Raw genomic sequence first — 25,832 nt, forward strand, 5'->3', positions numbered from 1 at the left:
CGGAATGTCGTCATGCTGACCACCACAGCGGCCAGCGCCAATGGAGTCGTTCACGGTGAGTGCCCTCGGGTATGGCGCCGCCTCACTCACCACCCTCAGCCTGTTCCCCCAGGCGCTGAAGACCGTCCGCAGCGGCGACACCAGCGCCATCTCGCTGCGGATGTACGGCCTGTTCACGCTGGGGGTGCTGGCCTGGGCCGTCTACGGCCTGCTGCGGGCCGACGGTCCGGTGATCGCCGCCAACCTGATCACGCTGGTGCCGGCGTCGGTGGTGCTGGAACGCAAGCTGCGGGCCCTTCTGGAGGGGAGGCGCTGAGGTGGCCGGTCCCATGGACAACGACGCCCTGTTCGTCGCCATCGGCGCGGTGCCGGGGGCCTGGCTGCGCTTCCGGGTGGTCAACCACTTCGAGCCGATGCTGCCCCGCAAGCACTGGGGCACCTTCGGGGTGAACCTGATCGCCTGCTTCGCCATCGGCCTGCTGGTGAGCCTGGAGGCCAGCTGCGGCGGGGCCGCCGGTCGCACCCTGCTGCTGCTGGGCACGGGCTTTCTGGGCAGCTTCAGCACCTTCTCCACCTGGATCGCCGAGCTGCACGAGACCCTGCACCGCCACCAGCGCCGCGAGGCCGTCCTGCTCTGCGGCGGCTCGGTGCTGGGGGGCCTGCTGGCCGTGGCGGCCGGGCTGGCCATCGGCGGCAGCTAGGGAGGAACCATGGCGCCATCCCCCTACGACCGTCCCCCCAGCCTGCGCCGGGAAGCCCGCGACCTGCTGCTGGTGGCGGCCGGCGCGGTGCCCGGTGCCCTGCTGCGCTGGCGCCTGGAGGACCTGGGCAAGGGCTGGGAGGGTCTCCCCAGCGGGCTGATCGAGGCCGACCTGGTGGCCAACCTGGTCGGCACCTTCCTGATCGGGGTGATCGCCGCCCAGCGCCCCCCCCGGCCCCGGCTGCTGCTGCTCGGCGCCATCGGCTTCTGCGGCTCGCTCACCACCTTCAGCAGCTGGATGCTGGAGATCAGCCTGGCGCTGCGGCGCGGACGCCCCGATGGGGCGCTGGCGGTGGTGCTGGTCAGCCTGCTGGGGGGCCTGGCGGCGGTGACGCTGGGGCTGGCGGTGGGCCGCTGGCTGGGGCGGTTCCGGCTCAGGCGCTGAAGGCCTTGCGGGGGGGGATGGGATAGGGAATGCGCCGGTGGCGCATACGCTTCCAGACCCGCACGAAGGCGCGGATCACCAGCTCCAGCTCCGCCCGGGAGATGCCGCTGCCGTCGAGCTGGCCGTCGTTCTGGCGGGCCTCCACCAGCCGCCGGACCATGGCCCGGGCCTCAGCCTCGGTGGTCCCCGGGGGCAGGGAGCGCAGGGCGGCCTCGCAACCGTCGGCCAGCATCAGGATCGCCGTCTCGCGGCTGCGGGGCGCCGGACCGCGGTACCGGAACTGCTCCTCCCGGACCGAAGGGTCCCGTTCCTTGGCCTGGTGGAGGAAGTAGCCCATCTTCAGCCGGCCCTGATGCTCGGGGATGAAATCGGCCAGGGGGCGGGGCAGCCGGTAGCGGCGGGCCAGCTTCAGCCCTTCGTCCACATGGGCCTGGAGGATGGCGGCGCTGGCGAAGGGATCGTCCAGTTCGTCGTGGGGGTTGGCCCCCTGCTCCTGGTTCTCGATGAACCACTGGGGGCCGTGCAGCTTGCCGACGTCGTGGTAGAGGGCACCGGTGCGGATCAGGTCCACGTCGGCCTGGATGACGCGGGCCCCCTCCTCGGCCAGGCCGCAGATCATCAGGGTGTGCTCGAAGGTGCCCGGGGCCTCCATCGAAAGGCGTCGCAGCAGCGGCCGCTCCAGGTCGGCCAGCTCCATCAGCCGGGCCCGGGTGAGCAGGCCGAAGAAGCTTTCCACCAGCGGTGCCAGCAGCAGTCCCGCCATCAGCAGTCCCGCCACCAGCAGGGCCTCCTGCAGCAGATCCGTGCCGCTGAACGGCCCCGGGGAGGTCTCGAGGCTGTGCAGATGGAACAGGTGGATCAGCAGCCACTGCAGCAGCACGGCGCCCACGGGCAGGAGCAGGGCCAGCTGCAGCAGCTGGGCCCGGTTGCGCTGCCGCCCCGCGAGCACCGCCGCAACGGCGGCCACCACCGCCGCCACCCCCAGCTGGGGCACCAGCAGGCCCTCGACGGGGACCGGCCACAGCATGGCGGCCACGGCCAGCCAGGCCAGGCCGGCGGCCGTGCCCAGCCCCTGGGAGAGCAGCAGGGTGGGGGGAACCAACAGGGCCAGGGGGCTGACCTGGCTGCCGAGCCAGAGCTTGCACCCCTGCACCAGCACCAGCATCGCCAGGGTCAGCAGCGCCTGGCGCGGCTCCAGGCTGGCGCGCCAGCGGCGCATCACCAGCAGCATCACCCCGCAGGCGGCGAGGGCCTCACTGAAACGGCCCAGCCAGGCCACGGGCCGGGGCCGATGGTTGACCAGATCGAAGTGCTCCAGCACATCGAAGGCCTGGGGGCTGATCGGTTCCCCCTGCTGGGTGATCAGGTCGTTCCTGCGCACCCGGATCGTGGGCAGCCCCTGGCGGGTGAGCAGGTCCTCGATGCGGCGCTGGCTGAGAAAGCTGTCGCTGCGGAGGTTGGTGCGGCCCTGCAGGCTGGCGGCCAGCAGGCGGCTGCCCAGGCTGCGGGCGGGGGGCGAGAGGTCCTGCAGCTGGAGCTCCGCGGCCGTGAGCAGCTGGCCCTCGGACAGGCTGGCGACGACGCCCTGGCTGAGCATCCGCTGCTGGGCCCGTCGCAGGGACACCTTCCAGCGCATCAGCTCCGGGGGAGTCAGCCCCGTCAGCCAGCGGCGCTCTTCCTCGGTGAGATTGAGGGAATCGGGCCGGGGCTGGTCGTCGGCGACCGTCTGGCGCACCCGCTGCAGCCGCAGCTCCAGCTGCTGCACCAGGGCTTCACTGGCCTGGGGGTCGACCACCTGGATCTGGCTGCGGGGCAGCATCTGGCTGCGGCGCTGCTCCAGGTCGGTGCTGTCGATCACCGTCGCATCGGTGGGGGCGCGGGCCGTGAAGGGCGCCGGCATGCCGGGACGCAGGTTGGGCTCCACCAGCCAGGGCCAGCTGGAGAGCAGGGCCACCAGCAGGCAGAGCAGCAGCACGAGCAGACCGCCCCCGGGGCGCCAGGCCACCAGGGCCTGGCGGGGACGCTCGAGCCGCAGCAAGTGGCGCCACAGTCCCCTGATCCGCCGCAGCCCGAATCTCATCGGTCCAGGCTAGCCAACGGATGCGGCACCCTTTTCGCAGGGTGTCGGTGCATGCTGGGGTCCGGCAACGCTTCCCCCCCATGGCCACCCTTCTCGATGGCAGGCGACTGGCGGCGGCGATCGAAGAACGGCTGAACGCCGTGATCACCGATGGCCTGGCGGTGGCGGGACGGCCCCCCGGTCTGGCGGTGCTGCGGGTGGGGGATGACCCCGCCAGCGGCGTCTACGTGGCCAACAAGGAGAAGGCCTGCCGCCGGGTCGGCATCCACAGCCATGGCGGCCATCTGGCGGCGGACACCCCGGCCGAGGAGGTGCTGGCCCTGATCGGGCGCCTCAATGCCGACCCGACGGTCGACGGCATCCTGCTGCAGCTGCCCCTGCCGCAGGGCCTGGACGAGGGGCCGCTGCTGGCGGCGATCGACCCGGACAAGGACGCCGATGGGCTGCATACCCTCAACCTGGGGCGCCTGCTCAAGGGGGAGCGGGGGCCGCGCAGCTGCACGCCGGCCGGCGTGATGGCCCTGCTCAGGACTGCCGCCGTGCCGATCGCCGGCGCCCGGGCCGTGGTGGTGGGCCGCAGCATTTTGGTGGGCAAGCCGATGGCCCTGATGCTCCAGGCCGCCGATGCCACCGTCACCATGGCCCACTCGCGCACCCATCACCTGGCCGAGGTGACCCAGGAGGCCGAGATCCTGGTGGTGGCGGCCGGCCGCCCCAGGCTGATCGGCGCCCAGCACGTCCGACCGGGGGCGGTGGTGGTGGATGTGGGCATCCACCGGCTGGAGGGCCGGCTCTGCGGTGATGTGAACTACGAAACGGTCGAGCCGCTGGCGGCGGCGATCACGCCGGTGCCCGGAGGGGTGGGGCCGATGACGGTGGCGATGCTGCTGGTCAACACCGTGCTGGCCTGGTGCGAGCGCCACGGGCTCGACACGGGGGCGCTGTCGGATCTGCGCCCCTGAGCCTGCCCCCCTGGGCCCACGCCGGGGGCTGGCGCGGTCAGGGCCGGGACGCCGTGGTGCGGGCGGTGTCGTGGGGCTCGCCATTCCCCACCAGCAGGGGAACACCCACCCCGATCCGGACCAGACCCGCCGCCAGCAGCAGACCGGCCAGCAGGACAGCGGAGAGGCAGCCGCCGATCAGGGGCACCAGGTCCGGCTCGCTGTCCAGGGGGGCCTGCATCGCCTGCGGCGTCGTCACTGCTGCGAGCATGGCGGCCCCGGGGTTCCCGGACCGCCGTCCTTCACCGGGCTTCACCGGAGAGTCCGTATCGTGTCAGAACATCAAGGTGGCGGCGACCGGCCCGTGGCCTGAGAGAATCCGCGCCAACCCTCAGGACCCCATGACCCCGGCGGTGAGCACGGCCTTCGACTTCACCGCCTACCTGGAGGCGGCCCGCTGGCGCGTGGAGGCCGCCCTGGAGAGTGCCCTCGGTCCGGAGCGGCCCGAGTCGCTGCGGGAGGCGATGCGCTACTCCCTGCTGGCGGGCGGTAAGCGCCTGCGGCCGATCCTCACCCTGGCGGCCTGCGAGCTGGCGGGCGGCGACGCCGATCTGGCCATGCCCACGGCGGTGGCGATGGAGATGATCCACACCATGTCGCTCATCCATGACGACCTGCCCGCCATGGATAACGACGACCTGCGCCGCGGCCGGCCCACCAACCACAAGGTCTACGGCGAAGCCAAGGCCATCCTGGCCGGCGATGCCCTGCTGACCCGCGCCTTCGAGATGGTGGCCCTGCGCAGTCCGGGGGTTCCCCCCGAGCGGCTGCTGCAGGTGGTGGGCGAGCTGTCCCTGGCCTCCGGCGCCCCCGGCCTGGTGGGCGGCCAGGTGGTGGATCTGGAGTGCGAGGCCCGCCAGGTGGATCTCGACACCCTCGAGTACATCCACCTCCACAAGACCGGCGCCCTGCTGCGCGCCTGCGTGATCTCCGGGGCCCTGATCGCCGGAGCCTCCGAGGAGCTGCTGGCGGCCCTGCGCACCTACGCCCGCGGCATCGGCCTGGCCTTCCAGATCATCGACGACATCCTTGACGTCACCGCCAGCAGCGACGTGCTGGGCAAGACGGCGGGCAAGGACCTGGCCGCCGACAAGACCACCTACCCCAAGCTGCTGGGCCTGGAGGAATCCCGCCGGCGCGCCGATGCCCTGGTGGGTGAAGCCAAGGCGGTGCTGGAGCCCTGGAGCGCCAAGGCCGCGCCCCTGCTGGCCCTGGCCGACTACATCACCAGTCGCGACCGATGAGCGGGGCCATCGGCGCCTTCGATGCCCTCGGCGGGCTGCTGGCCAACGGCGTGCTCGCCTGGGGCCTGGCCGCCTGCGGCGTGGCCCAGCTCTCCAAGCTGCTGATCGAGCTGGTGGTGCACCGCCGCTGGCGGCCGGCGGTGCTGGTCGAGACGGGCGGCATGCCGTCGAGCCACTCCTCCCTGATGACGGGCACGGCCGCGGGCCTGGGCTGGGAACTGGGATTCGCCGACCCCCTGTTCGCCCTGGCGGCCGTGCTCTGCTTCATCGTCCTCTACGACGCCAGCGGCGTGCGGCGGGCCGCCGGACTGACGGCCGAGCGGGTCAACGGGCTCCCCGACGGTCTCTGGGACACCCATCCCCAGGACAGGCCTCCGGCGGCGGAGCCGGTGCTGCGCCCCCTGAAGGAGAACCTCGGCCACACCCGCGCCGAGGTGCTGGTCGGCAGCCTGATCGGGCCCCTGGTGGCGCTGCCGGGCCTGGCCCTGCTGGGCTCGCCCCTGCAGATCGCCCAGGGCGCCGGCTGGCTGCCGCTGGGGTGACCGATCACACCGGCCTGAGCGACGACCAGCAGCAGGCGGCGGCGGCCTTCGCCGCCTGGCTGGAGGCCCCGGCCGACGGGGTGCCGTTCGTGCTGGAGGGCTACGCGGGCACCGGCAAGACCTTCCTGTCGATGCGGTTCCTGGCCCAGGCGGAGCGGGCCGGCCTCTGCTGGACCGTCGTCGCCCCCACCCACAAGGCGGTGGGGGTGCTGCGCCACCACCTCGCCCTGGCGGGTCTGCACCCCACCTGGTACCCCTCCACGATCCACCGGCTGCTGCGGCTGAAGCTGAAGCGCCAGGGGGACCGGGAGCGCTGCGAGGAGACCCTGCAGACCGCCCTGGCGCTGGAAAACCTCGGGCTGGTGCTGGTCGATGAGGCCTCCATGGTGGATGGCGGCCTGCTGGAGATCACCCTGCGCTGCGCCCAGGCCTACCGCACCCGGCTGGTGTTCGTGGGGGATCCGGCCCAGCTGCCGCCGGTGGGGGAGGAGCGCAGTCCGGTGTTCGCCCTGGGGCGGGCGCGGCGGGTGGCCCTGACCCACGTGGTCCGCCACGGGGGCCCGGTGCTGCGGCTGGCCGGCGGCCTGCGGGAGGGGGCCCTGCCCTGCCGGCGGCCGCCGCTGCTGGATCCGGTGCGCACCACCGAAGGCCGGGTGTCGCTGCTGGGGCGGAGCGACTGGCTGGCGGCCGCCCAGGAAGGCCTGCGCCGCAGCGCCGAAGCCGACGATCCCGACCTGGCGCGGATCCTCTGCTACACGAACCGCTCCCTGGAGCGGCTGGTGCCGATCGCCCGTCGCGCCCTGCACGGCGCCATGGCCGACCAGCTGCCGGTGCTGCCCGGCGAGGTGCTCATCACCCGCACGGCCGTGATGGCGCCGGCCTGCCGCGAGGGGGACGCCGCCGCCGAGGAGCCGGACCTGCTGCTGGGCAGCAACCGGGAGCTGGTGGTGCGGGACGTGCGACCCGACCGCTGCGATCTGGCCGAGTTCGGCGTCGACGCCGCCCACGGCGCGGCGGTGATCGACACCCTCAACGCCACCGTGGAATCGGGGGAGGCCCAGCTCAACCTGCGCCTGCTGCCGCCGATCGGCAGCGCCGCGCGGGCCGCCCTGGACGGGGTGCTGGAGCGGCTGCGGCTGCAGGCCCGGGAGGCGGGCCAGAAGGACGGCAAGGCCCTCTGGCGCCGCTTCTTCCTGGTGCGCGACGCCTTCGCCTCCCTCGGGCCGGCGGCCGTGCTCACTGTCCACCGCAGCCAGGGCAGCACCTTCGGCGAGGTGTTCATCGACGAGGACGTCTTCTGGCCCCGCGACCTCGCCCTGCGCCAGCGGTTGGTCTACGTGGCGGTGAGCCGGGCCAGCCAGGCCGTGACCCTGATGGCGGCGGCCGCGGACGCCGGCGATCGGGGGCACTGGGACCGCTGGCTGCGCGACACCCGCGACGCCGCCGGCAGCAGCGGCAACGGGGATGCACAACAAAGCCCCGACCCGTTACCCTCTTGACGGCGATGCGTGGTGGACGTCCGATTCGTGCTGGAATCCCGTCCCCTGTCCGCACCTTTCGGCATGGCCACTCCCCAGGCCGGAGTCTTCCAGTGGATCGGCACCACCCCGGCGCCGGAGGCCCAGCCGGCCGACGCCGGCAGCCACGGCGGATCGGGCGGAGGTGAGCTGCTGACCGACGTGGGGGCCCTGGGGATCACCGCGGCCCTGGTGGGCGTGGTGGTCCTGGTGCGGCGCTGGCTGATGCTCCGCTCCCGCCAGCCCCTGCCCGGCCTGCCGAAGGAGCGCGTGCTGCCCCTCTCCCACCACGGCACCCTGCACGACCCCAAGTATCTGGGCCGGATCCTGGAGGCCGAGGAACCACCGACGGCCCCCTGAGCCCTCACCCCGCCCGCAGGCCTTCGATGCCCTGCCAGCCCAGATAGGCGGCCAGGCCGAAGCAGATGGCCGCCACGATCAGCTCGGCGTTCTCGAACAGCCAGAGCTTGCCGGCCTGGAGCACCGGCAGCAGCCGCTCCTGCCCCACCAGCACCAGCCCCGCCAGCGGGAGCAGCAGCAGGGTGCCGGAGAACAGGCTGAAGACCACCGTGGTCAGCACCTCCCGGGGCCGGCTCAGCCCGGCCTCCAGCAGGCTGGCGGCGGTGCGGGCGTAAAGGAACAGGTCGTCCGGGCTCGACACCTGCACGGCGGCGCTGAGGCCGAGCAGGAGCGGCAGGGGCAGGGCGCAGAAGCCATCCAGCCGGCGGGTCCAGCCGGGGGGGCCGCCGCCCTGGCGGCTGCTCAGCAGGCCGTTGAGGCCCAGGGCCAGCAGTCCGCCCGCCCCCAGCAGGTCGAGGCCGGTGCGCTGGTCGGTGCCCCGCTCCATGGTGAGCAGCAGGCCGTGGCCGACACTCAGCAGCAGGGCGATGGCCGCCGCGGAGGTGAGCAGCCAGCCGAACACGAACCAGCTGCCCCGGCGCAACGGGCTGGGGCCCAGCAGGATCAGCAGCAGCAGGCCGATGTGCAGCGGACTGAAGCTGATTGCCAGGCCGAATCCGAACAGTTCGCTCCAGAGGCTGGGGGTCGGCATCGCTGCGGTCCGTGACGCCCCATTGTCCGGTGCCGTGACGCGACGGGCCGGCGACGGCCGGCGCTCAGGGGCGGATCTCGAACCAGTCGGTGCCCGCCACGGCCACCTGGCCGCTGGTGACGCCACTGACCTGGGCCCCCTGGGGACCCTTCTCGCACCAGAGCCGCAGTTCCACCAGGCGGTCCGGCAGACCCTCGGCCTCCACCTCCACCGAACCGTCGGGACGGTTGCGCACCCAGCCGCTGAGGCCCAGGTCGATGGCCTTCTGGCGACAGCCCATCCGGTACCCCACCCCCTGCACCAGCCCGCGGACGCTCATGCGCCAGCGCTCCTGGGGCGGAGCCGTCACCCGGAGACTGGGTTGCAGGAAACGGCGTTCCTCGGCAGCGGCGCGGCGCTGGCGGCGGATCTGGCCAGTCTCGAGGGAATCGCCGGGCATCCAGCCCAGTGGAGGTGCAGCCAGGTGGCGTGAACGGTCGGCGCGCTCCATCCTTCGATCCTCCCGGGTGTTCCCCATCCTTCAAGTTGCCACAGGCTCTGGGCCTCTGCCAACACGTCGCCGCCGGAGGGCTGGACCAGCAGCTGCCAGCGGTGGAACTCATGGCCGCAGAGGGATTCACCGCGCCGCACCAGCAGCCCGTCCTCCATCGGCACCGCCTGCCGGTAGCCGAGGCTGAGGGGCCCCCGGCGGGCACGGAAGGGGAGCAGGCCGGCCATGGGGTGGGGCAGGCCGTCCGGGTCCTCCAGCTCCCGGCCCAGCAGCAGCAGACCGCCGCATTCGGCCACGATCGGCAGGCCGGCCCGGGCGGCGGCCCGGAGGGATCCGAGACTGCGGCGGCTGGCCGCCAGCCGGGCGGCATGGAGCTCCGGGTAGCCACCGGGCAACAGCACCGCCCGGCAGTCCGGGGGGAGGGGATCGTCGGCCAGGGGGCTCCAGGGCACGGGGTTGAGGCCGCAGGCCTGGAGCAGTTCCTGGGCTTCCGGGTAGCGGAAGTGGAAGGCCGCATCGCCGGCGATCGCCACCGGCAGGGGGGGGGCGGCGCCGCCGGCTCCCTGCCCCGGGGCGGATCCCGCCCCAGCCCCGCCGGCGGCCGGCTGCGGCGGGAGCTGGTCGAGGCACCAGCGGATCGGATCACGCCGTTCCGGCGCCGGCGCCGGCGGCGCCAGCAGCGGCCACAGCCGCGCCAGGTCGAGATGCTCCTCGGCCAGGGCGGCCCAGATCCGCTGGCGGTCGCCCAGATCCCCCAGCTCCCCGGGGGTGAGCAGACCCAGGTGTCGGGAGGGCAGCTCCAGGCTGGGGTGGCTGGGCAGCACCCCCAGCAGGGGCACCTCGATGGCGGCCAGGGCCTCGGCCAGGAGCAGCCGGTGCCGTTCGCTGCCGACCCGGTTCAGCACCACCCCGGCCAGGGTCACCCGGGGCGGGCCGTGGTCACGGAAGCCGCGCACCAGGGCCGCCAGGCTGCCGGCCTGGCGCGACGCCTCCACCACCAGCACCACCGGCAGCCCCAGCAGGGCGGCCACGGCGGCGGAGCTGCCCTCACTGCCGGACCCGCGGCCGTCGAACAGGCCCATGACCCCTTCCACCAGCACCCGTCCGGCCCGGCCGCCGTGCCAGCGGTAGCAGCGCCGCACCCACTCCTCGCCGCAGAGCAGGGGGTCGATGTTGCGGCAGGGCCGGCCCGCCACCGCCCCCAGCAGCTGGGGGTCGAGGTAGTCAGGCCCCACCTTGAAGGGCTGGAGGGTCTCCCCCCGTGCCCGGGCCACGGCGGCCAGGCTGAGGCTCAGCAGGGTCTTGCCGCTGCCGCTGCAGGGGGCCGCGATCAGGCAGCTCATGCGATCGGCGGCATCGGCCGCTCCGGCGGGAGGTGCCTCAGCCTGGCAGCAGGCTCGCCGCCAGCGGCGCGGCGGCCGCCAGCAGCGGCGAGGTGGAGTCGTGGCCGCCCGAGAGCAGGCGGGCCATCTCCATCTCCTCGCTTTCTTCCGGCAGGGGCACCACCCCCTCCGCCAGTTCCATACTGGCCATGCCACCGGACTCCAGCCGCATGCAGCCGCCGGACTCGGAGCAGAGAATCACGCACAGGGGCGGCCGCTGCTGGGGTTCGCAGATCAGCCGCATACCGACGATGGCGCCGGGGTGGGTCTTGGGTGCGCCCATGGGCACCGGCATCAGGGTGAACTGGACCGCCACCCCGTCGGTGCGCTCGAACTCCGCCGTGATCCCCGGGCCCGGCCCGTCCACCTCCACCGCGTAGCTGGTGATCAGGTGCCAGCCGAGGCGGTCGGCGATCCAGGCGGCCAGCAGCAGCCCCTTCACCGGGTGGTCCCCCTCCACGTCGATGTCGAGCTGCACCACGTGACCGAGGGCATCGCGGCGGGACGGGGGGTCGAACACCATGGCCAGGGATTCACGCCAGGTGCGCAGCCTCAGCCAGTTGAGGTCGTTGACGGCCTGGCCGGCGTTGATCCGGGCCAGCATCAGGTCAAGGCAGCGGCGCGGCTCACCGAGGGAGCTGTCGATCACCAGCCGCCGCGGCACCGGCGCCAGGGCCTCGAGCATCTCGGAGGGCTCATCCAGGCTGCTGTTCCACCACACCCAGCAGGGCAGCGTGTCGTCCACCAGGGAGCCGATCAGATCGAGGCTCTGCTTCAGGGCGCCCATGCCGCCGCGCAGCACCACCACGTCGCCGCAGGCGGCACCGGCGCCCCCCTCCTCCGGCAGCGGGCAGTAGGCCGCCACCAGGGTCTCGAGCGGATGGCCCGGATCCAGGGTGGGGGCCAGGGTGATCAGGCGCCGGGGCATGTGGGCGCTGATGGCGCTCTCGACGAACTGGCCGCGCAGGTCTTCGCTGCGGTGGTTCCCCTCCTTCTGGCCGATGGCCCAGGCCAGGCGGGGATCCATCGGTGCGGTGCTGTAGGGCAGGCCGGTTTCCGGCACGGCCTGGCGGGCCGCCTCCAGCAGCTCCGTTCTCAGCAGGCCGGTGATCGGGCCGTCGACCCGGCCGATGCGCACCATCTGCTGCTCCAGCCAGGACGGCTCCCACACCACCAGGGTGAAGGTGGCGGCGCCGGTGGAGCCCTCCAGATCGTGGGTCCAGAGGCGGTGCAGGTAGGGGTTGACCTCCTCGGGCGGCAGGTCGAGGGGGGCCTGGAGGGTGAGCTGGGGAGCCATGGGCGCGGAAGGGGGCGGGGATCGCGGGGCTGCGGAAGGGGAAGGGGGCGCGGGGGCCCGGGGCCGGGCGTCAGGGACGCCGCCAGATCAGACCGTCCCTGGCCAGGAGGCCATCGGCGGCGGCGGGCCCCCAGGTGCGGGCCTCGTAGGGCTGGACCGGCAGCTGCCAGGGGGATTCCTCGATCAGGGCCAGCAGCGGCGTGTACAGCCGCCAGGCCGCCTCCACCTCGTCACTGCGGGTGAACAGGGTGGGATCACCGAGCATGGCGTCGGCGAGCAGCCGCACGTAGCCCTCGTCGGAGGGCTCGCCGAAGGATTCGTCGTAGCTGAAGGCCATGTCGACGGGGCGGCTGCGCATGCCGGAGCCGGGGGCCTTGACCTCGAACTTGAACTCGGCGCCCTCGTCGGGCTGGATGCGCAGGATCAGCTGGTTGGGGGTGGGGGCGCCACCGGCGGCGTCGAACAGGTGCACCGGGGCCTCCCGGAAGGTGAGCACCACCTCGCTGAGGCGCTTCGGCAGCCGCTTGCCGGTGCGCAGGTAGAAGGGCACCCCCTGCCAGCGCCAGTTGTTGATGGCCACCTTCATGGCCACATAGGTTTCCGTGGTGCTGTTGGCGTTCACCCCCGGCTCCTGGCGGTAGCCCGGCAGGGGCCGGGCCATGCTGCCGCCGGCGGCGTACTGGCCCCGCACGCAGCACTTCCAGGGCTCCTCCTCGTTGGCCAGGCTGGCCGACTGCAGCACCTTGGCCTTCTCGTTGCGGATGGCCTCCGGATCGAAGCGTCCCGGGGCCTCCATGGCGGTGAGGGCCAGGATCTGGGTGAGGTGGTTCTGCACCATGTCCCGGAGGGCGCCGGACGACTCGTAGTAGCCGGCCCGCTCCTCCACGCCCACGGTTTCGGCCGCGGTGATCTGGACGCTGGAGATGTAGTTGCGGTTCCAGATCGGCTCGAAGATCGTGTTGGCGAAGCGCAGCACCAGGATGTTCTGGACCGTTTCCTTGCCCAGGTAATGGTCGATGCGGAACACCTGGCTTTCCTTGGCACAGGCCTGCACCACCTTGTTGAGGGCCTGGGCGCTGGCGTAATCGCGGCCGAAGGGCTTCTCGATCACCACCCGGCTGCGCTCGGCATCGGCCAGCAGGCCGGCACCGGCCAGGGCGCGGCAGCCGCTGCCGTAGAACTCCGGCGAGACCGAGAGGTAGAAGGTGCGGTTGCCCCGGGTGGCCCGCAGCCGGTCGATGCTCTCCAGCCGCTGGCCGAGACGCACCAGATGGTCGCTCTGCTGCAGGTCGACCGGCTCGTAGAAGAGCCCCTGGGCGAACTGCTCCCAGGCGGTGCGATGGGACGCGATCTCATCGGCCAGGGCGGCGCCCATCTTTTGGCGGAACTCCTCATCGCTCCAGGGCCTTCGGGCGCAGCCGAGCACGGCGAACTCGCTGGGAAGTCGTCGCTGGCGGAACAGCTCGAACAGCGCCGGGATCAGCTTGCGGTGGGTGAGATCACCGCTGGCCCCGAAGATGACGATGCACTGGGGCGAGATCACCCGCTCCTGGCGCAGGCCCACCCGCAGCGGGTTGGTGAGGATGGCGGTCATGGGGAGGGCGTCCGGTCACCCCTGGTTTAACGGCGGCGCAGGCCTCCCGCTGCATCGCCGCCACAGGGACCCTGCCGGTGTGTGCATTCTCGGATCGTCCCCCATCAAAAAGGCCCGCCGGTGGCGGGCCCTGGGTCGACGGCCCCTGGGGGGCGTGGGATTCAGTAGGTCTCCACGTGCCAGCGGTCGGCCTTCTTGAGCTGGGGCCGCAGTTCGCTCCAGTCGAGGCCCTTGGCGGCGGCGGCGGCGGTCATGGCCTCGTCGATGCCGGGCTCCATGCCGCGCAGACCGCACATGTAGACGTGGGTCTTGGCGTCTTCGATCAGGGAGAAGATCTCATCGGCGTGCTCGGTGACGCGGTCCTGGATGTACATCCGGCCGCCGCTGGGGTTCTGCTGCTCGCGGCTGATGGCCTTGGTGTAGCGGAAGTTCTCCGGGTATTCGGCCAGATAGCGCTGGAAGTCGTCCTCGTAGAGGAGGTTGGGGGTCTTGGGAACCCCCATGATCAGCCAGGCCTTGCCGCGGAACTGGTACTCGGGGTTCTTGGCGCGCTCGCCCGGCTCGAACATGCGGCGCAGGTAGGCGCGCATCGGAGCGATGCCGGTGCCGGTGGCCAGCATGATGATGTTGGCGTCCTCATCGGGGGGCAGGAGCATCTCCTTGCCCACCGGGCCGGTGATCTTCACCTTGGCGCCGGGCTCGATGTCGCACAGGAAGGTGGAGCAGACGCCGTTGATGGTGGTGCCGTCCTTCTCGTACTGGAGCTGGCGGACGCAGAGGGAAACCGTGCCGCCCTCGCAGTTGTCGCCGTGGCGGGTGCTGGCGATCGAGTACAGACGCAGCTTGTGGGGCTTGCCGTTGGCGTCCTCGCCATCGGGAATGATGCCGATGCTCTGGCCCTCGACGTAGTGGAGGTTGCCTTCCGAGAGGTCGAAGGTGATGTGATTCACCCGGCCGATGGCCCCTTCGGCCAGGAGGCTGTAGTTGCCGGTGACGGTGCCGATGAACGGATCCTTCGGCTTGTAGAGGTTGACCGGGACGTCGGCGTGGCTCACGGGGGCTTTTCTGGCGGGGGTGGGGGTGGCGGCCGGGGCGTCGGAGACGCCAGCGTCAGAGGGCGCCGCCTCGGAGGGGGCCGGGGAGGGGGAGCCCGCGGGGACGTCCTCGGCCTGGACAGCCTTGATGCGACCGCCCTGCTGGGCGATGGTCTGCATCAGACGCTGCAGCTGGGGAAAGGGCACGGTGATCCGGCGCTCGGCCCGGCGCTGCAGTCCGACGCCGAAGCCTTCGACCACAACCGTGAACATGCGGCCGTCGGACTGGGTGGCCTTGCCGGTGGAAACACGCATGCGGGCGTCGGAGCCGAAAATCGGCCCGATCATAGAGAACTCGCCCCACGCCCCCTCGGTGCGGATTCGTTGACCGGAATCCGGACACACCGGTTAGTTTGTGTTCCGTCGCACCATTCCCGGTGCCGACCGCTGCCACCCTCACGCAAGCCCCGAGCGAGCTCCGATCCGTCTTGGCCCAGCTTCTGGCGTCGTTTCCCAGCCCCGTGCCCCTCCCGTCAACCGAGGCCATGGTCGCCAGAGAGGCCAGTTGCGCCCTCGACACGATTCAGCAGGAGATGGAGCGTCTCCCCCAGGGCACCCGGCGCCTGGCGGTGCAGCTGCGCCTCGATCTCGCCCCGGAGTGGATCTGGGCGGTGCTCACTGACTACGACCACCTCGACCGCTTCATCCCCAACCTGGCCAGCTCCCGCCAGCTCTGGCGCCGCGGCAACCTGGTGGCCCTGGAGCAGGTGGGCACCCAGCAGTTCTGCGGTCTGCGCTTCAGTGCCCGTGTCCAGCTGGAGCTCTGCGAGGAGCCCGAGCAGGGCCGTCTGGCCTTCCGGATGCTGGAGGGTGATTTCCGCTGCTTCCAGGGCGTCTGGCAGGTGGGCGTCGACGCCACCAGCACCTGGCTCCTCTACGACCTCACCGTCCAGGGCAAGCCGGGCATGCCGATCGGCCTGATCGAGCAGCGGCTCAAGGAGGATCTGGCCAGCAACCTGCGGGGTGTGCAGCGGGAAGCCCAGCGCCGCGCCCAGCTGCTCTGAAGGCCTTCCCTATACGACCCTCCTGCCAACGGCATGGGTTGGTGGGAGCTGCTGAACAGCTCCACTGAACAATGGGTGCGGGTCAGGACGAAACCGTCCCGAGCCCGGAACCGATGCATACCCCCAAGGGGATTCGAACCCCTGTCGCCTCCGTGAAAGGGAGGTGTCCTAGGCCTCTAGACGATGGGGGCGAGGCCACAGCCGGCGCGGTGCCGATCTGATGTGCTGGACGCTACGGGCCGGAGGGACCCTTCGTCAAGGAAGGCCCTCGGCGGCGGGCCGGCCGGGGGCGGAACGGTCCGGTTCCGGGGAGCTCTGGCCGGTCCAGACCGGCACGGTGAAGTTGAAGCAGGCGCCCTCCCCCGGCTCGGACACCACCCAGATGCGGCCACCGTGGACCTCGGCGATGCGGCGGCACACCGACAGGCCCACGCCGAAGCCGGAGGTGGTGCCGGAGGTCTGGGGCAGCCGCACCCGGTCCTGGAAGATGCGGTGCTGCTCCTCGCGGGGAATGCCCGGCCCGCTGTCGCAGATGCTCACCTGCACCCACTGGCTGGTGCGGTGCATGAGGCTGAGGCTCACCTTGCCGCCGTCGGGGGTGAACTTGAGGGCGTTCTCCAGCAGGTTGAGGAACACCTGGCGCATGCGCCGCTGGTCGGCGTGGACGTCGGGCAGGTCGGCGGGGATGTCGGTGACCAGCTGCAGCCCCCGGCCCACCCAGAGCTTCTCCAGCTCCAGGATGGCCTCGGCGGCCACCTGGCTCAGGTCGAGGCGCTGGGGGTTGAACAGCGCCTCCCAGCGGGTGGTGCCCACCTCCAGCAGGTCCCGGGAGAGGGCCTCGATGTCATCGAGCCGGCGGTTGAGCACGTCGCGGAAGCGGCTCTCGTCGATCTGGCCCAGGGCATGGCTCTGCAGGGCCAGCTTGGCGGCCGTGAGGGGGGTGCGCAGCTCGTGGGCCACCATGCGCAGCAGCCGTTCCTGGACACCCAGCCGCTCGATCAGGGTTTCGTTCTCCTGACGCAGCACCAGCAGCTGGTCCTCGAGCTGCACCTCCCGCTGGCTGCGGCTGCCGTCCATCTCCGCCGGCCGCAGGCTCAGCCCCAGGGTGGTGACCACCTCCATCTGCTGCCAGCGGGGCAGCCAGATGCGCAGCTGCTGGGCCAGGGTGTTGCCGGCGAAGACCTGCTTGGGCAGGGGATCGAGCTTGATCAGGGCCGGGGTGGCCACCAGCCGGTGCAGTTCGAGCAGCTCGGGATGGTCGGCCGGATCGGCCACCTGGAGGGAGACCTTGCAGGTGCAGTCCTCCGATTGCAGGAAGGCCAGCAGGGCCCGCAGGTCGGCGGAGGCCATGTGATGGCGGGCCGCCACCAGCAGCAGCTTGAGCGGTTTCTGGGCCTCACCGGTGGCGGGGCCGGCCTCGGCCACCGCAGACGGCGGGACATCGGGCTCCCCCAGGACCGGCAAAGGCAGGCATGCGGCAACGCCCCCAACCTTATGGGGTTTTGGGCAGAACCCGGAAACGTCGCTAGCACTTCAGGGATCGCGTCCGTGCGCCTGGGTGGGCCCGCCATGACCACACCGACCCAGCCCGGACTCTCCCGGGTTCCTGCCGTGCAGAGCCGCATCCGCCTCGACACCAGCCTGCGGCGCTGGTTCGCCCGCAACCTGGGGCTCTGGCGCTCGCGCCGCACCTATTTCTTCACCGAGGACGACGCGGTGCTGCGGGTGGACATGAACCTGCGCATCGAGGTCCACCGCGAACTGGTGGACGGGGATGAGGGCTACCGGTTCACCTGGTGGGCGGAGGGCCACCAGCCGTTCTTCGACACCAAACCCGACTACCGGCCCGAGGGCACGATGGAGGCCTGGCTGTGCGGTCACCAGCTGCGCCGCAGCTGCGGTTACCTGGCGGGGGCCCCCACGGTCAGCCAGATCCGCCAGATCGATGAGCACACCATGGCCTTCCAGTCGCATTACGACGACTGGGAAGTGCTGGAACAGATCCGCCTGGTGGACCAGGACCGCTACCGCTCCCGCTCGATCCACACCTGGCGCCACGGCGGCCTCGCGCTGGTGGAGCACCACCACGAGATCCGGCTGGAGGCGGCGGGCGAGCCGATCGGTTAATCGCTGTCAGGGTCGGGGCCCCGGCGACTGGGCCGCCTCGCGGAGCGGTCTCAGCGGCGGGTGTGGCGGCTGCTGCGATGCAGCACGATGGTGGTTCACGGATCCCCTACCCCTTGTCTCTCCTGCTCCGCCGCTCCCGGCCGCTGCTGGCGCCCCTGGTCGCCATGCCGCTGCTGATGGCACCTCTGGCCGCCCAGGCGGCACCGGCCACCCCCGCCGAGATGGGGCTCTACACCCGCATCGGCGCCGTGAACGTCTGCATCTCCCGCGCCGCCGGGGTCGATTTCGAGAAATCGGTGGGCATCGCCGGCGAAACCATCGCCCAGCTGATCCTCGGCCAGCACAAGGGCGAGATCCAGCAGGTGGGCACCAAGGCCCTCACCATCGAGGAGCTGCGCCGCGGCGCCATCAACTCGGCCGTGCTCGGTGCCGCCGAGATCTGCCCCAAGGAGGTGCCGGCCGACGTGATGAAGAAGGTTCAGGACGCCATCAAGCAGCAGGGTGCGGCCCGGCCTGGGGCTGGGGCCCCGGCTCCTGCGACTCCGGCGGCCCCCAGGTAGGCCTGGGATGACCCTCGTCCGCCTCGCCGACTACCGTCCGGCGCCCCACCTGCTGGAGCGCACCGACCTGACGGTGCGCCTGTTCGCCGACCATGCGCTGGTGGAGGCGCGGCTGGCGTTCCTGCCCAGGCCCGGCGCGCCGGAGGGGCCGGAGGCGGCGGCGGAGCCGCTGGAGCTGCGGGGGGTGGATCTGGAGCTGCGGGCCCTGGCGCTCGATGGCGTGCCGCTGCCCGCGGAGGCCTATCGGCTGGAGGAGGACAGGCTTCTGGTGCTGGAGCCGCCCCGGCGTCCCTTCCTGCTCACCAGCACGGTGTGGCTCGATCCGCGGGCCAACACCAGCCTCGAGGGGCTGTACGTGAGCGGGGGGATGGTCACCACCCAGTGCGAGGCCGAGGGCTTCCGCCGCATCACCTACCACCCGGATCGCCCCGACCTGCTGAGCCGCTTCCGGGTGCGGATCGAGGCCGACCGCGAGAGCTGCCCGGTGCTGCTCTCCAACGGCAATGGCATCGAGGCCGGCGACCTGCCTCCCGGACCCGGCGGGGAAGCCCGCCACTACGCCATCTGGGACGACCCCTTCCCCAAGCCCTCTTACCTGTTCGCCCTGGTGGCGGGCCGGCTGGAGGAGGTGCGCGACACCTTCGTGACCGCCGATGGCCGCACCGTGCAGCTGCGGCTGCACGTGGAGCCGGGCGATGCCCCCTTCACCGCCCACGCCATGGCGTCCCTGAAGCGGGCGATGGAGTGGGACGAGCGCGTCTATGGCCTGGCCTACGACCTCGACGAATACAACATCGTTGCGGTGCGCCACTTCAACATGGGCGCGATGGAGAACAAGAGCCTCAACATCTTCAACTCCAAGCTGGTGCTCGCCGATGCCGCCACGGCCACCGATGGCGAGCTGGAGCGGATCGAAAGTGTGATCGCCCACGAGTACTTCCACAACTGGACGGGCAACCGCATCACCTGCCGCGACTGGTTCCAGCTGTCGCTGAAGGAGGGCCTCACCGTCTTCCGGGATCAGAGCTTCTCGGCCGATCTCCATGGCCATGCGCTCAACCGAATCGAGAACGTGGCGATGCTGCGCAACACCCAGTTCCGGGAGGATGCGGGGCCGACGGCCCATCCGGTGCAGCCGGACCAGTACCAGGCGATCGATAACTTCTACACCACCACGATCTACGAAAAGGGATCGGAGGTGATCCGGGTGCTGCACACCCTGCTGGGGGAGGAGACCTTCCAGCGGGGCATGGCGCTGTACGTGGAGCGCCACGACGGCACGGCCGCCACCTGCGAGGACTTCGTGCAGGCGATGCAGGATGCCGCCGGCGAGCTGGACGACAACTGCCGCCTGCCGCCCTTCGATTTCGGGCAGTTCCGCCGCTGGTACCACCAGGCGGGCACGCCGGTGCTGCGGATCCGGCGCCGCTGGAACAAGGCGGCGGGCACCCTGGAGCTGTTCGTGCGCCAGTCCACCCCGCCCACCCCGGGCCAGCCCCACAAGCAGCCCCTGGTGATCCCGCTGGCCGTGGGGCTCGTGGGCCAGGCCGGCCAGCCCCTGCCGATGCGGCTGGTGGCCGAGGACCCTGACCACGGCGCAGCGCCCCTGCTGGGCCGCCGCTGGGGGGCGGGCACGCGGCTGCTGCTGATCGATCAGGAGGAGCAGATCTTTCGCTTCGAGGGGCTGCCGGCCCAGGCGCCGCCCCCGGCCCTTTCCCTGCTGCGCCAGTTCTCGGCGCCGGTGAAGGTGGAGCTGGGGCGGCCCTCCAGCGAGCTGGTGCACCTGCTGGCGGCCGACAGCGACCCCTTCGCCCGCTGGGACGCGGGCCAGGTGCTGCTGCGCCGTGCCTTGCTGCGCCGGGCCGCCGGCCGGGTGGATCAGGTGCTGGAGGACTCCCTGATCGATGCCTTCGGGCGGATCCTGGCCGATCCCTCCCTCTCGGAGGCCAGCCGCAGCGTGCTGCTGGCCCTGCCGGGCCTGGCCGAACTGGAGGACGCCGCGCCGGAGCCCGACCCACCGGCCCTGTTCGCCGCCCTGCAGGCCCTGCGCCGCCGGTTCGGCGAGGCGCTGGCCGACCCTCTGGAGCGGGCTTTGGAGCGGGTCAGCGCCCAGTGGTCGCTGGCCTGGCCCGAGGGGGTGGGCGACCGGATGCTGACCGGCTCGATCTGGAGCTGGCGGGTGGCGGCCGGGTCACCGGCGGCGATCGCGGCGGCCCGCGCGGCTGTGGATGGCCCCTCGATGACCCTGGCCCGGGCGGGCCTGCGGGCGCTGCAGGACCATCCGATTCCTGCTCGCCAGGAGGCGGTGGACGCCTTCTACGCCCGCTGGGAGGAGAAGCCGGTGATCCTCGATTCCTGGTTCGCCCTGGAGGCGTCCGCCCCCTTCGCCGATGGGCTGGAGCGGGTGCGGCGGCTCCTCGACCATCCCCGCTTCGATCCGGCGGCGCCCAACGCGGTGCGGGCGGTGCTGGGGGGGCTGGCGGGCAATCCGCCGGTGTTCCATGCCGCCGACGGCAGCGGCTACCGCTTCATGGCCGAGCAGATCGTTGCCCTGGACCAGCGCAACCCGATCACGGCCTCGCGCATGGCCAAGGTGTTCAGCCGCTGGCAGAGCTACGGCCCCGAAAGGGGGCAGCGGATGCGGGAGGCCCTCGAGGGCCTGGCGGCGGCGGAGCTCTCCACCAACACCCGCGAGGTGGTGGGCCAGTGCCTCGGGGCGGCCGGCGGGGACGGCTAGCGGCCGCCGAACACCTCGCGGTTGAGACGGGCGAAGGCGGCCTGGCGGACGGCGGCCCCCTCCGGGCCGGCGTGCTGGCCCCAGAGCCCCTCCCAGTAGAAGAAGATCACCCCGTGGCCGCGGGCGGCGGAGAGACGCACCTTCTGCTCCAGGGTGGCCATGTCGGGGGTGCGGCCGCCGAAACCGGAGAGGATGCCGATCTCCACCGGCATGCCCCAGCGGCGGGCCTTCACCAGCGCCGGCTGGTCGAGGTCGCGGGCGAACCCCTTCACCGAGTAGGCGTAGTTCTGGACGATCAGGTCGTCGACCAGTTCGCCCAAGGCCCAGAGCTCCCAGTCCTGCAGCCAGTGGTTGTAGGCGAAGCGGAAGGGGCCCGGCGAGAGGCTGATCACCGTGCGCCGCGGACCGCCCACCTCCTGCAGGGTGGCCCGCAGTTCCCGCAGCAGGGCAGTGAGCTGCTGGCGGCGCCACTTCATCCAGTAGCGGTCGTTGAAGTTGGCGGGCGGCTCCCGGCCGGTGTCCGCCAGGTAGAGGGCGCGGGTGTAGGGGTCGTAGCCCAGCTCCACCGGCCAGGCGAAGTGGTCGTCGAGCTGGATGCCGTCCACACCGCAGCGCTGGACGATCTCCTTGATCAGGCCGATGAAGCGGGCCCGCACCCCCGGATGGGCCGGATTCAGCCACACCCGCAGATCCCTGAGCGGGGAGGTTTTCAGGTTGGCGCCGTGCATGGCGTAAAGGGCACTGCCGTCGGAGCGGCGCAGCACCCACTCCGGGTTCTTCTGGACCACCTCGGCATCGCCGGGCTCCATCAGGCCGTATTCGAACCAGGGGATCACCTGCATGCCGCGGCGATGGGCGGCCTTGGTGAAGCGGCAGATGGGGTCGAGGCCGGGGTTGGCGCGGGCCAGGGCCGGCTCCATCGGCGCCCAGCGGCTGCGGTGGAAGGTGGCACCCCGGCTCCAGACGTTGGGGTAGAGGGTGTTGAAGCCGGCGGCGTCGAGCTGGGCCACGGCGGTCTCGATGCGGGCGGCGTCGTAGTAGAGGGGGCTGGGGCTGTTGGTGAGCCACACCCCGACGCGGCGCTCAAAACTCTTCGGCAGGCGGCCCTGGGGGACGGCAAGAGCGGGCGCCCCCGTGGTGAGGGCCAGCAGGGCCGTGACCAGCACGGTGAGGGGCACCGGCAGGTGGCGCTTGAGGTGGGCGAAGCGCTTGAGGGGCACCCGACGGACGGGTGGTTCGGGAGCGGCCATGGCGGGGCCGCTCAGCGGAACATCGAGCTGACCGAGCTCTCCTGGTGGATGCGCCAGATGGCTTCGCCGAGCATGTTGGCCACCGACAGCACCCGCAGCTGGGGGAAGTGGAGATCCGGGCCCAGGGGGATGCTGTTGGTGACCACCACCTCCTCGAACAGGCCCGGCTCGGAGAGGCGCTCGATGGCCGGGGGGGAGAACACGGCGTGGGTGGCGCAGGCCAGCACCCGGGCGGCGCCGCGGGCCCGCAGCAGCCGGGCGCCCTGGCAGATGGTGCCGCCGGTGTCGATCATGTCGTCGATCAGGATCGCCGTCTTGCCGGCCACGTCGCCGATCACGGTGAGGCTCTCGGCCACGTTGTGGCCGGAGCGGCGCTTGTCGATGATGGCCAGGGGCGCATCCTTCATCTGCTTGGCGAAGGCGCGGGCCCGGGCCACGCCGCCCACGTCGGGGGAGACCACCACCACCTCGCCGAGATCGCGGGTGGCGAGGTAGTCGACCAGCACGGGGGAGCCGTAGATGTGGTCGCAGGGGATGTCGAAGTAGCCCTGGATCTGGGAGGAATGCAGGTCCATGGCCAGCACCCGCTCGACGCCGGACTTGACCAGCAGGTTGGCCACCAGCTTGGCGGTGATCGATTCGCGGCCGGCGGTCTTGCGGTCGGCGCGGGCGTAGCCGTAGTAGGGGATGACCGCCGTGATCTGGCGCGCCGAGGCCCGCCGGCAGGCATCCACCATGATCATCAGCTCCATCAGGTGATCGTTCACCGGAGCACAGGTGGGCTGGATCAGGAAGACGTCGCAGCCGCGGATCGACTCCTGGATCTGGATGTAGACCTCGCCGTCGGCGAAGCGCTTGATCACCCGCGGGCCATCGGGAACGCCGAGATAGGCACCGATCTCCCGGGCCAGATCGGGGTTGGCATTGCCGCAGAACAGCCGCAGCCGCCGGGGGTCGTGGCTGGTGAGGGGCGGGTGCCCGCTCTGCTCCACCCGTTCAGCGGTCGAGAAAGTGGACAAGGGCGCAGGCGGCGATGCTTCGCAGCACGATGGTAGAAGCGAGCCGGCCCAGAGAGTGCAAACAACCATGTCGGTTTCAGGGTTCGGCGCGGAGCCGCAGGGCGGCCTGCTACTGGTGGGCCTGGGGCGGCGCCGGGAGCTGGAGGGCCTGGCGGTGGTGGCGGCGCGGCTGGCCGCCGCCGAGGGCGTGGCCCTGCGGGAGCTGGCGGGCGCCGGCGACCCTGATGCCGGCCTGGCGGCCCTGACGGCGGCGGCGGCGGGCCCCTGGCTGGCGGTCCTGCCCGTCGATCCCGGCCTGCCGCTGGAGCGGGGCGGCAGCTGGGCCGAGGCCCTCGGCGCCTGGCGCCAGCCCTGCCTGCTGGTGGTGCGCGGCGAGCAGCTGGACACGGGGCTGCCGGCAGCCGGCACCGCCCTGCTGGAGCGCTGGCGGGTGCCCCTGGCCGGCCTGCTGCAGGTGGGCGGCGACTGGGTGCCCACGGAGCGCCGCCGCGACGGCCTGCCCTGGCTGGGCTGGTTGCCGGAGAGCGGCGGGAAGAGCGGCGCGGAAAGCGAGGAGTCCGGGGCCGCGATGGCGGCGCTGCAACAGGTGCTGCGGGGTCGCTGGCGGGTGCTGCAGGCGGCCTAGGCGCCCACGGCCCTCACTCGCTGCGTTCCGAATCGCCGTTCTCACCCTCTTCGGCCTCACCACCGGCGCCAGCCGCGCCGGGGGCTCCGGGATCCATGGTGACGCCGAGCTCGCGGCAGGTGCCGATCGGATCGACGCCCGGCGCCAGGCCGAGGGCCTTGCGCAGCGCATCGATCTGGCCCACCGACTGGAGGTCGATCGTGTTGGCCACCTGCTGGCAGGCGATCGTCTGGAGGGCCCGGCCATCGGGGCGGCCGCAGCCGGCCAGGAGGCCAAGGGCAAGCAGGGCGGCGGCAGGCACAACCCGGGTCATGGGGATGTCACAGGGAACCGCGGACAACGTAAGGGCCCTCAGGGCCGCCACGGCGCGCTGGAACACCCCCTTCCTCGGGGGTGACGCCGGTCCACTGCCCGAAGATCTGCATGGCCAGCTGCACCAGCATCTCGACGCCATCTGCCACCGGGCAGCCGCGGCTGCGGGCCGTGGGCAGAAACGGGGTGATGCGGCGGGATCAGCAGGCCGGGGTGCTGCCGTTGACCCGGCTGAAGCCTGTGATCCCCATCACCACGGGCGGCTGGATCGGGGTGAGCTGCTGGGCAGCAGCTTCCAGGAAGGCGACCAGGATGGTGATCAGCAGGACGTAGTCCCGCAGGGCAGGCTCCAGGGGGCCATGGGTGGAGACGGGCTGAGCATCCAGGGCGGTTTCCAGGGGCGCCCACAGGGGATTGGCCCTGGCTTCGGTGTAGACAGCGTCCAGGCGCGAGCGATGGACGGGATCCGCCAGGGAAGCGGACTCCGCCGAATGGGCGAAGGCATTGCGCAGCTTGCGGAGTGCGGAGATGGCCCGCTCCACGGGTTCATCGATGAGCCCGAGCCGGCGCGCCAGGGCCACGCCCACCAGCACCGCCCCTCGGCCCCGCTCCTCCAGCATCTGGAGGGCGATGGTGCGGGCGGCCTGGGCGGCGGCAGCTTCCGGCGGTGGTAGCGACGAGGGGCTCACTTCAGGCGTGGAACATCAGCCCAGCCATTGCTGGGGGAGCTGGGCGAGGGCCCTGAATTCCGGATCCTTATGCACCAGCACGGCCCCTTGCTGCCGGGCGGCGGCGGCGATCCAGGCATCGGCGACAGACAGAGGATGGCCGGCCTTGAACGCAGCCGCCTGCTCCAACAACCCGTCGCTGGCCGGCACCCACTGAATCGGCAGCGCCTGCAACTGGGCATCGGCGAGGCGTGCCCGGCGTTCGCCTTCATCCTTCCAGACCCGGTAGAGCACCTCCATGCGGCTCATGAAGCAAACGAAGCAGTGGCTCTCCCCGGTCTGGGCAGCCTGAAGCAAGCCGGCCACCTGCTCGGCACCGGTCTCATCGTCCCGCAGAGCCAGCAGGGCGGAGGTGTCGAGCAACCAGCGGGAGGCCATCAACGCTCCTTCTCCCGGTCGAGGCTGCGGTCGGCCAGCAGGCGTGCGGTGCTGCCGCCGGCGCCGGAGGCACGGAAGGCGCGGATCGGATCGAGGTCAACGGGCACGACGCGGATGGTGCCGTCGCTGTCGATGATCCACTCGAGGCGGGAGGACGGTCCGAGCCCGAAGCGCTCCCGAATCGGGGCGGGCACGACGGTCTGGCCGCGGGAGGTGACGGTGCTGCGCACGACGTGAATTACCGATGTTCCCTGATGGTAATTCAGAGAACCGGTCCGTCACCCGGGGCCGGTGGATGCGTGGCTGCCAGCCAGATCCACAGTGGCGAAACGCAGGCGATGCCCCTGGATCCGCACCGCTTCGTCGAAGCTGCCATCGATCAAGGGTGGAGCAGCAAGCCGTCGGCGCTGTTCGCGCGGGGATCGTGGTGGCGCTCCTGGGAGCGGAGATAGGCACAGAGCTGGTAGACGTTGCCGGCCTTCATCGATTGCTCCCGATACCAGCCTGGGCCGTGCACGTTGGTGAATTTGGTGTCAATCACCACACGCTGGGGTCGGTCCTTTCGGTCGATCACGATGTCGAGGCGAATCGAGGGGGAAAAGAGCCCGATTCCCACACTTAGGGGTGTGCGGTGGCGGGAGCCGCCCGGCTCACG

29 protein-coding genes and 1 tRNA gene are annotated in these 25,832 nt (G+C 71.8%); 13 read left to right on the plus strand and 17 right to left on the minus strand.

Annotation, left to right across the window (positions count from 1 at the left end):
- Positions 1–40: 40 nt before the first annotated feature.
- The 3 genes from L107_RS07110 to L107_RS07120 are packed head-to-tail and all read left to right on the plus strand — an operon-like array spanning position 41 to position 1,145.
- Complete coding sequence (locus tag L107_RS07110) at positions 41–316, plus strand: SemiSWEET family sugar transporter (RefSeq protein WP_015107975.1); 276 nt, start codon at positions 41–43, stop codon at positions 314–316.
- Between the two features lie 13 nt (positions 317–329).
- A complete protein-coding gene (locus L107_RS07115) occupies positions 330–701 on the plus strand; it encodes a CrcB family protein (protein ID WP_201295827.1) in 372 nt (123 codons plus the stop codon).
- A gap of 9 nt (positions 702–710) precedes the next feature.
- Entirely contained in the window at positions 711–1,145 is a 435-nt protein-coding gene (locus L107_RS07120) for a CrcB family protein (RefSeq protein ID WP_159817363.1), read from the plus strand.
- Here the strand turns inward: L107_RS07120 and L107_RS07125 are convergent.
- Positions 1,135–3,225: an HDIG domain-containing metalloprotein gene (locus L107_RS07125; RefSeq protein ID WP_159817365.1), complete on the minus strand. Its 2,091-nt coding sequence runs from the start codon at positions 3,223–3,225 to the stop codon at positions 1,135–1,137. The genes L107_RS07120 and L107_RS07125 overlap by 11 nt on opposite strands.
- An 80-nt stretch (positions 3,226–3,305) precedes the next feature.
- On the opposite strand from L107_RS07125, the gene folD reads away from it, so the two are divergent.
- Positions 3,306–4,187: a bifunctional methylenetetrahydrofolate dehydrogenase/methenyltetrahydrofolate cyclohydrolase FolD gene (gene folD / locus L107_RS07130; protein ID WP_159817367.1), complete on the plus strand. Its 882-nt coding sequence runs from the start codon at positions 3,306–3,308 to the stop codon at positions 4,185–4,187.
- Positions 4,188–4,224: 37 nt separating this feature from the next.
- On the opposite strand, the gene L107_RS07135 is transcribed toward folD, so the two are convergent.
- Positions 4,225–4,407 carry a hypothetical protein gene (locus L107_RS07135; protein ID WP_236550553.1) on the minus strand — a complete coding sequence of 61 codons (183 nt, stop codon included), beginning with the start codon at positions 4,405–4,407 and terminating at the stop codon, positions 4,225–4,227.
- 160 nt (positions 4,408–4,567) lie between these two features.
- Here L107_RS07135 and crtE point away from each other — a divergent pair, with 160 nt between their 5' ends.
- From crtE to L107_RS07155, 4 genes are all read left to right on the plus strand, one after another.
- On the plus strand, positions 4,568–5,470 hold the full coding sequence (gene crtE, locus L107_RS07140; RefSeq protein WP_201295828.1) for a geranylgeranyl diphosphate synthase CrtE: 903 nt from the start codon (positions 4,568–4,570) through the stop codon (positions 5,468–5,470).
- Entirely contained in the window at positions 5,467–6,012 is a 546-nt protein-coding gene (locus tag L107_RS07145; RefSeq protein WP_159817371.1) for a divergent PAP2 family protein, read from the plus strand. Before crtE ends, L107_RS07145 begins: the two co-directional genes overlap by 4 nt.
- Complete coding sequence (locus tag L107_RS07150; RefSeq protein WP_159817373.1) at positions 6,009–7,511, plus strand: AAA family ATPase; 1,503 nt, start codon at positions 6,009–6,011, stop codon at positions 7,509–7,511. Before L107_RS07145 ends, L107_RS07150 begins: the two co-directional genes overlap by 4 nt.
- Before the next feature lie 63 nt (positions 7,512–7,574).
- A complete protein-coding gene (locus tag L107_RS07155; RefSeq protein ID WP_159817375.1) occupies positions 7,575–7,889 on the plus strand; it encodes a hypothetical protein in 315 nt (104 codons plus the stop codon).
- Between the two features lie 4 nt (positions 7,890–7,893).
- Here the strand turns inward: L107_RS07155 and L107_RS07160 are convergent, their stop codons facing one another.
- The 6 genes from L107_RS07160 to petH all read right to left on the minus strand — a co-directional run bounded on the left by L107_RS07160 (position 7,894) and on the right by petH (position 14,692).
- Positions 7,894–8,580: a GAP family protein gene (locus L107_RS07160; protein ID WP_159817377.1), complete on the minus strand. Its 687-nt coding sequence runs from the start codon at positions 8,578–8,580 to the stop codon at positions 7,894–7,896.
- Positions 8,581–8,644: 64 nt separating this feature from the next.
- On the minus strand, positions 8,645–8,929 hold the full coding sequence (locus L107_RS07165) for an acylphosphatase (protein ID WP_159817379.1): 285 nt from the start codon (positions 8,927–8,929) through the stop codon (positions 8,645–8,647).
- Entirely contained in the window at positions 8,926–10,413 is a 1,488-nt protein-coding gene (locus L107_RS07170) for a cobyrinate a,c-diamide synthase (RefSeq protein ID WP_159817381.1), read from the minus strand. The genes L107_RS07165 and L107_RS07170 overlap by 4 nt, the downstream gene beginning before the upstream one ends.
- Before the next feature lie 37 nt (positions 10,414–10,450).
- A complete protein-coding gene (locus L107_RS07175; protein ID WP_159817383.1) occupies positions 10,451–11,749 on the minus strand; it encodes a glucose-6-phosphate dehydrogenase assembly protein OpcA in 1,299 nt (432 codons plus the stop codon).
- A gap of 70 nt (positions 11,750–11,819) precedes the next feature.
- Positions 11,820–13,343: a glucose-6-phosphate dehydrogenase gene (gene zwf, locus L107_RS07180; protein ID WP_159817385.1), complete on the minus strand. Its 1,524-nt coding sequence runs from the start codon at positions 13,341–13,343 to the stop codon at positions 11,820–11,822.
- A 161-nt stretch (positions 13,344–13,504) separates the two neighbouring features.
- Positions 13,505–14,692, minus strand: a complete 1,188-nt coding sequence (gene petH, locus L107_RS07185) for a ferredoxin--NADP reductase (protein ID WP_159817387.1) — start codon at positions 14,690–14,692, stop codon at positions 13,505–13,507.
- A gap of 230 nt (positions 14,693–14,922) precedes the next feature.
- Between petH and L107_RS07190 the strand changes: the two genes are divergently transcribed.
- Positions 14,923–15,441 (plus strand): SRPBCC family protein, encoded by a 519-nt coding sequence (locus tag L107_RS07190; protein WP_159817515.1) that lies wholly within the window; start codon positions 14,923–14,925, stop codon positions 15,439–15,441.
- A gap of 118 nt (positions 15,442–15,559) precedes the next feature.
- On the opposite strand, the gene L107_RS07195 is transcribed toward L107_RS07190, so the two are convergent.
- Positions 15,560–15,632: transfer RNA gene (locus L107_RS07195), tRNA-Glu, on the minus strand.
- Positions 15,633–15,696: 64 nt separating this feature from the next.
- Complete coding sequence (locus tag L107_RS07200; protein WP_159817389.1) at positions 15,697–16,866, minus strand: histidine kinase; 1,170 nt, start codon at positions 16,864–16,866, stop codon at positions 15,697–15,699.
- 144 nt (positions 16,867–17,010) lie between these two features.
- Here L107_RS07200 and L107_RS07205 point away from each other — a divergent pair, with 144 nt between their 5' ends.
- From L107_RS07205 to pepN, 3 genes are all read left to right on the plus strand, one after another.
- Positions 17,011–17,568, plus strand: a complete 558-nt coding sequence (locus tag L107_RS07205; protein WP_159817391.1) for a phycobiliprotein lyase — start codon at positions 17,011–17,013, stop codon at positions 17,566–17,568.
- A gap of 113 nt (positions 17,569–17,681) precedes the next feature.
- Positions 17,682–18,128, plus strand: coding sequence for a cAMP phosphodiesterase (locus L107_RS07210; protein WP_236550554.1), 447 nt, complete (start codon positions 17,682–17,684; stop codon positions 18,126–18,128).
- A gap of 7 nt (positions 18,129–18,135) precedes the next feature.
- Positions 18,136–20,865, plus strand: coding sequence for an aminopeptidase N (gene pepN / locus L107_RS07215; RefSeq protein ID WP_159817393.1), 2,730 nt, complete (start codon positions 18,136–18,138; stop codon positions 20,863–20,865).
- Here the strand turns inward: pepN and L107_RS07220 are convergent.
- Both L107_RS07220 and L107_RS07225 read right to left on the minus strand, forming a co-directional pair.
- Positions 20,862–22,115, minus strand: coding sequence for a glycoside hydrolase family 10 protein (locus tag L107_RS07220; RefSeq protein ID WP_159817395.1), 1,254 nt, complete (start codon positions 22,113–22,115; stop codon positions 20,862–20,864). The two genes, pepN and L107_RS07220, sit on opposite strands and share 4 nt — an antisense overlap.
- An 11-nt stretch (positions 22,116–22,126) precedes the next feature.
- Positions 22,127–23,134 carry a ribose-phosphate pyrophosphokinase gene (locus L107_RS07225; protein ID WP_236550555.1) on the minus strand — a complete coding sequence of 336 codons (1,008 nt, stop codon included), beginning with the start codon at positions 23,132–23,134 and terminating at the stop codon, positions 22,127–22,129.
- A gap of 67 nt (positions 23,135–23,201) precedes the next feature.
- On the opposite strand from L107_RS07225, the gene L107_RS07230 reads away from it, so the two are divergent.
- Positions 23,202–23,759, plus strand: coding sequence for a hypothetical protein (locus tag L107_RS07230; RefSeq protein ID WP_159817397.1), 558 nt, complete (start codon positions 23,202–23,204; stop codon positions 23,757–23,759).
- Positions 23,760–23,772: 13 nt separating this feature from the next.
- Here the strand turns inward: L107_RS07230 and L107_RS07235 are convergent, their stop codons facing one another.
- The 5 genes from L107_RS07235 to L107_RS07255 all read right to left on the minus strand — a co-directional run bounded on the left by L107_RS07235 (position 23,773) and on the right by L107_RS07255 (position 25,718).
- Complete coding sequence (locus L107_RS07235) at positions 23,773–24,072, minus strand: hypothetical protein (protein WP_159817399.1); 300 nt, start codon at positions 24,070–24,072, stop codon at positions 23,773–23,775.
- A 199-nt stretch (positions 24,073–24,271) separates the two neighbouring features.
- A complete protein-coding gene (locus L107_RS07240) occupies positions 24,272–24,760 on the minus strand; it encodes a hypothetical protein (RefSeq protein ID WP_159817401.1) in 489 nt (162 codons plus the stop codon).
- Positions 24,761–24,775: 15 nt separating this feature from the next.
- Complete coding sequence (locus L107_RS07245; protein ID WP_159817403.1) at positions 24,776–25,177, minus strand: PIN domain-containing protein; 402 nt, start codon at positions 25,175–25,177, stop codon at positions 24,776–24,778.
- Positions 25,177–25,407: an AbrB/MazE/SpoVT family DNA-binding domain-containing protein gene (locus L107_RS07250; RefSeq protein ID WP_159817405.1), complete on the minus strand. Its 231-nt coding sequence runs from the start codon at positions 25,405–25,407 to the stop codon at positions 25,177–25,179. The genes L107_RS07245 and L107_RS07250 overlap by 1 nt, the downstream gene beginning before the upstream one ends.
- Before the next feature lie 149 nt (positions 25,408–25,556).
- Positions 25,557–25,718: a hypothetical protein gene (locus L107_RS07255; RefSeq protein ID WP_159817407.1), complete on the minus strand. Its 162-nt coding sequence runs from the start codon at positions 25,716–25,718 to the stop codon at positions 25,557–25,559.
- Between the last annotated feature and the right edge of the window lie 114 nt (positions 25,719–25,832).

Origin of the sequence: Cyanobium sp. Copco_Reservoir_LC18, from assembly GCF_009834675.1 — a bacterium.
GTDB classification, from domain to species: domain Bacteria; phylum Cyanobacteriota; class Cyanobacteriia; order PCC-6307; family Cyanobiaceae; genus Cyanobium; species Cyanobium minutissimum.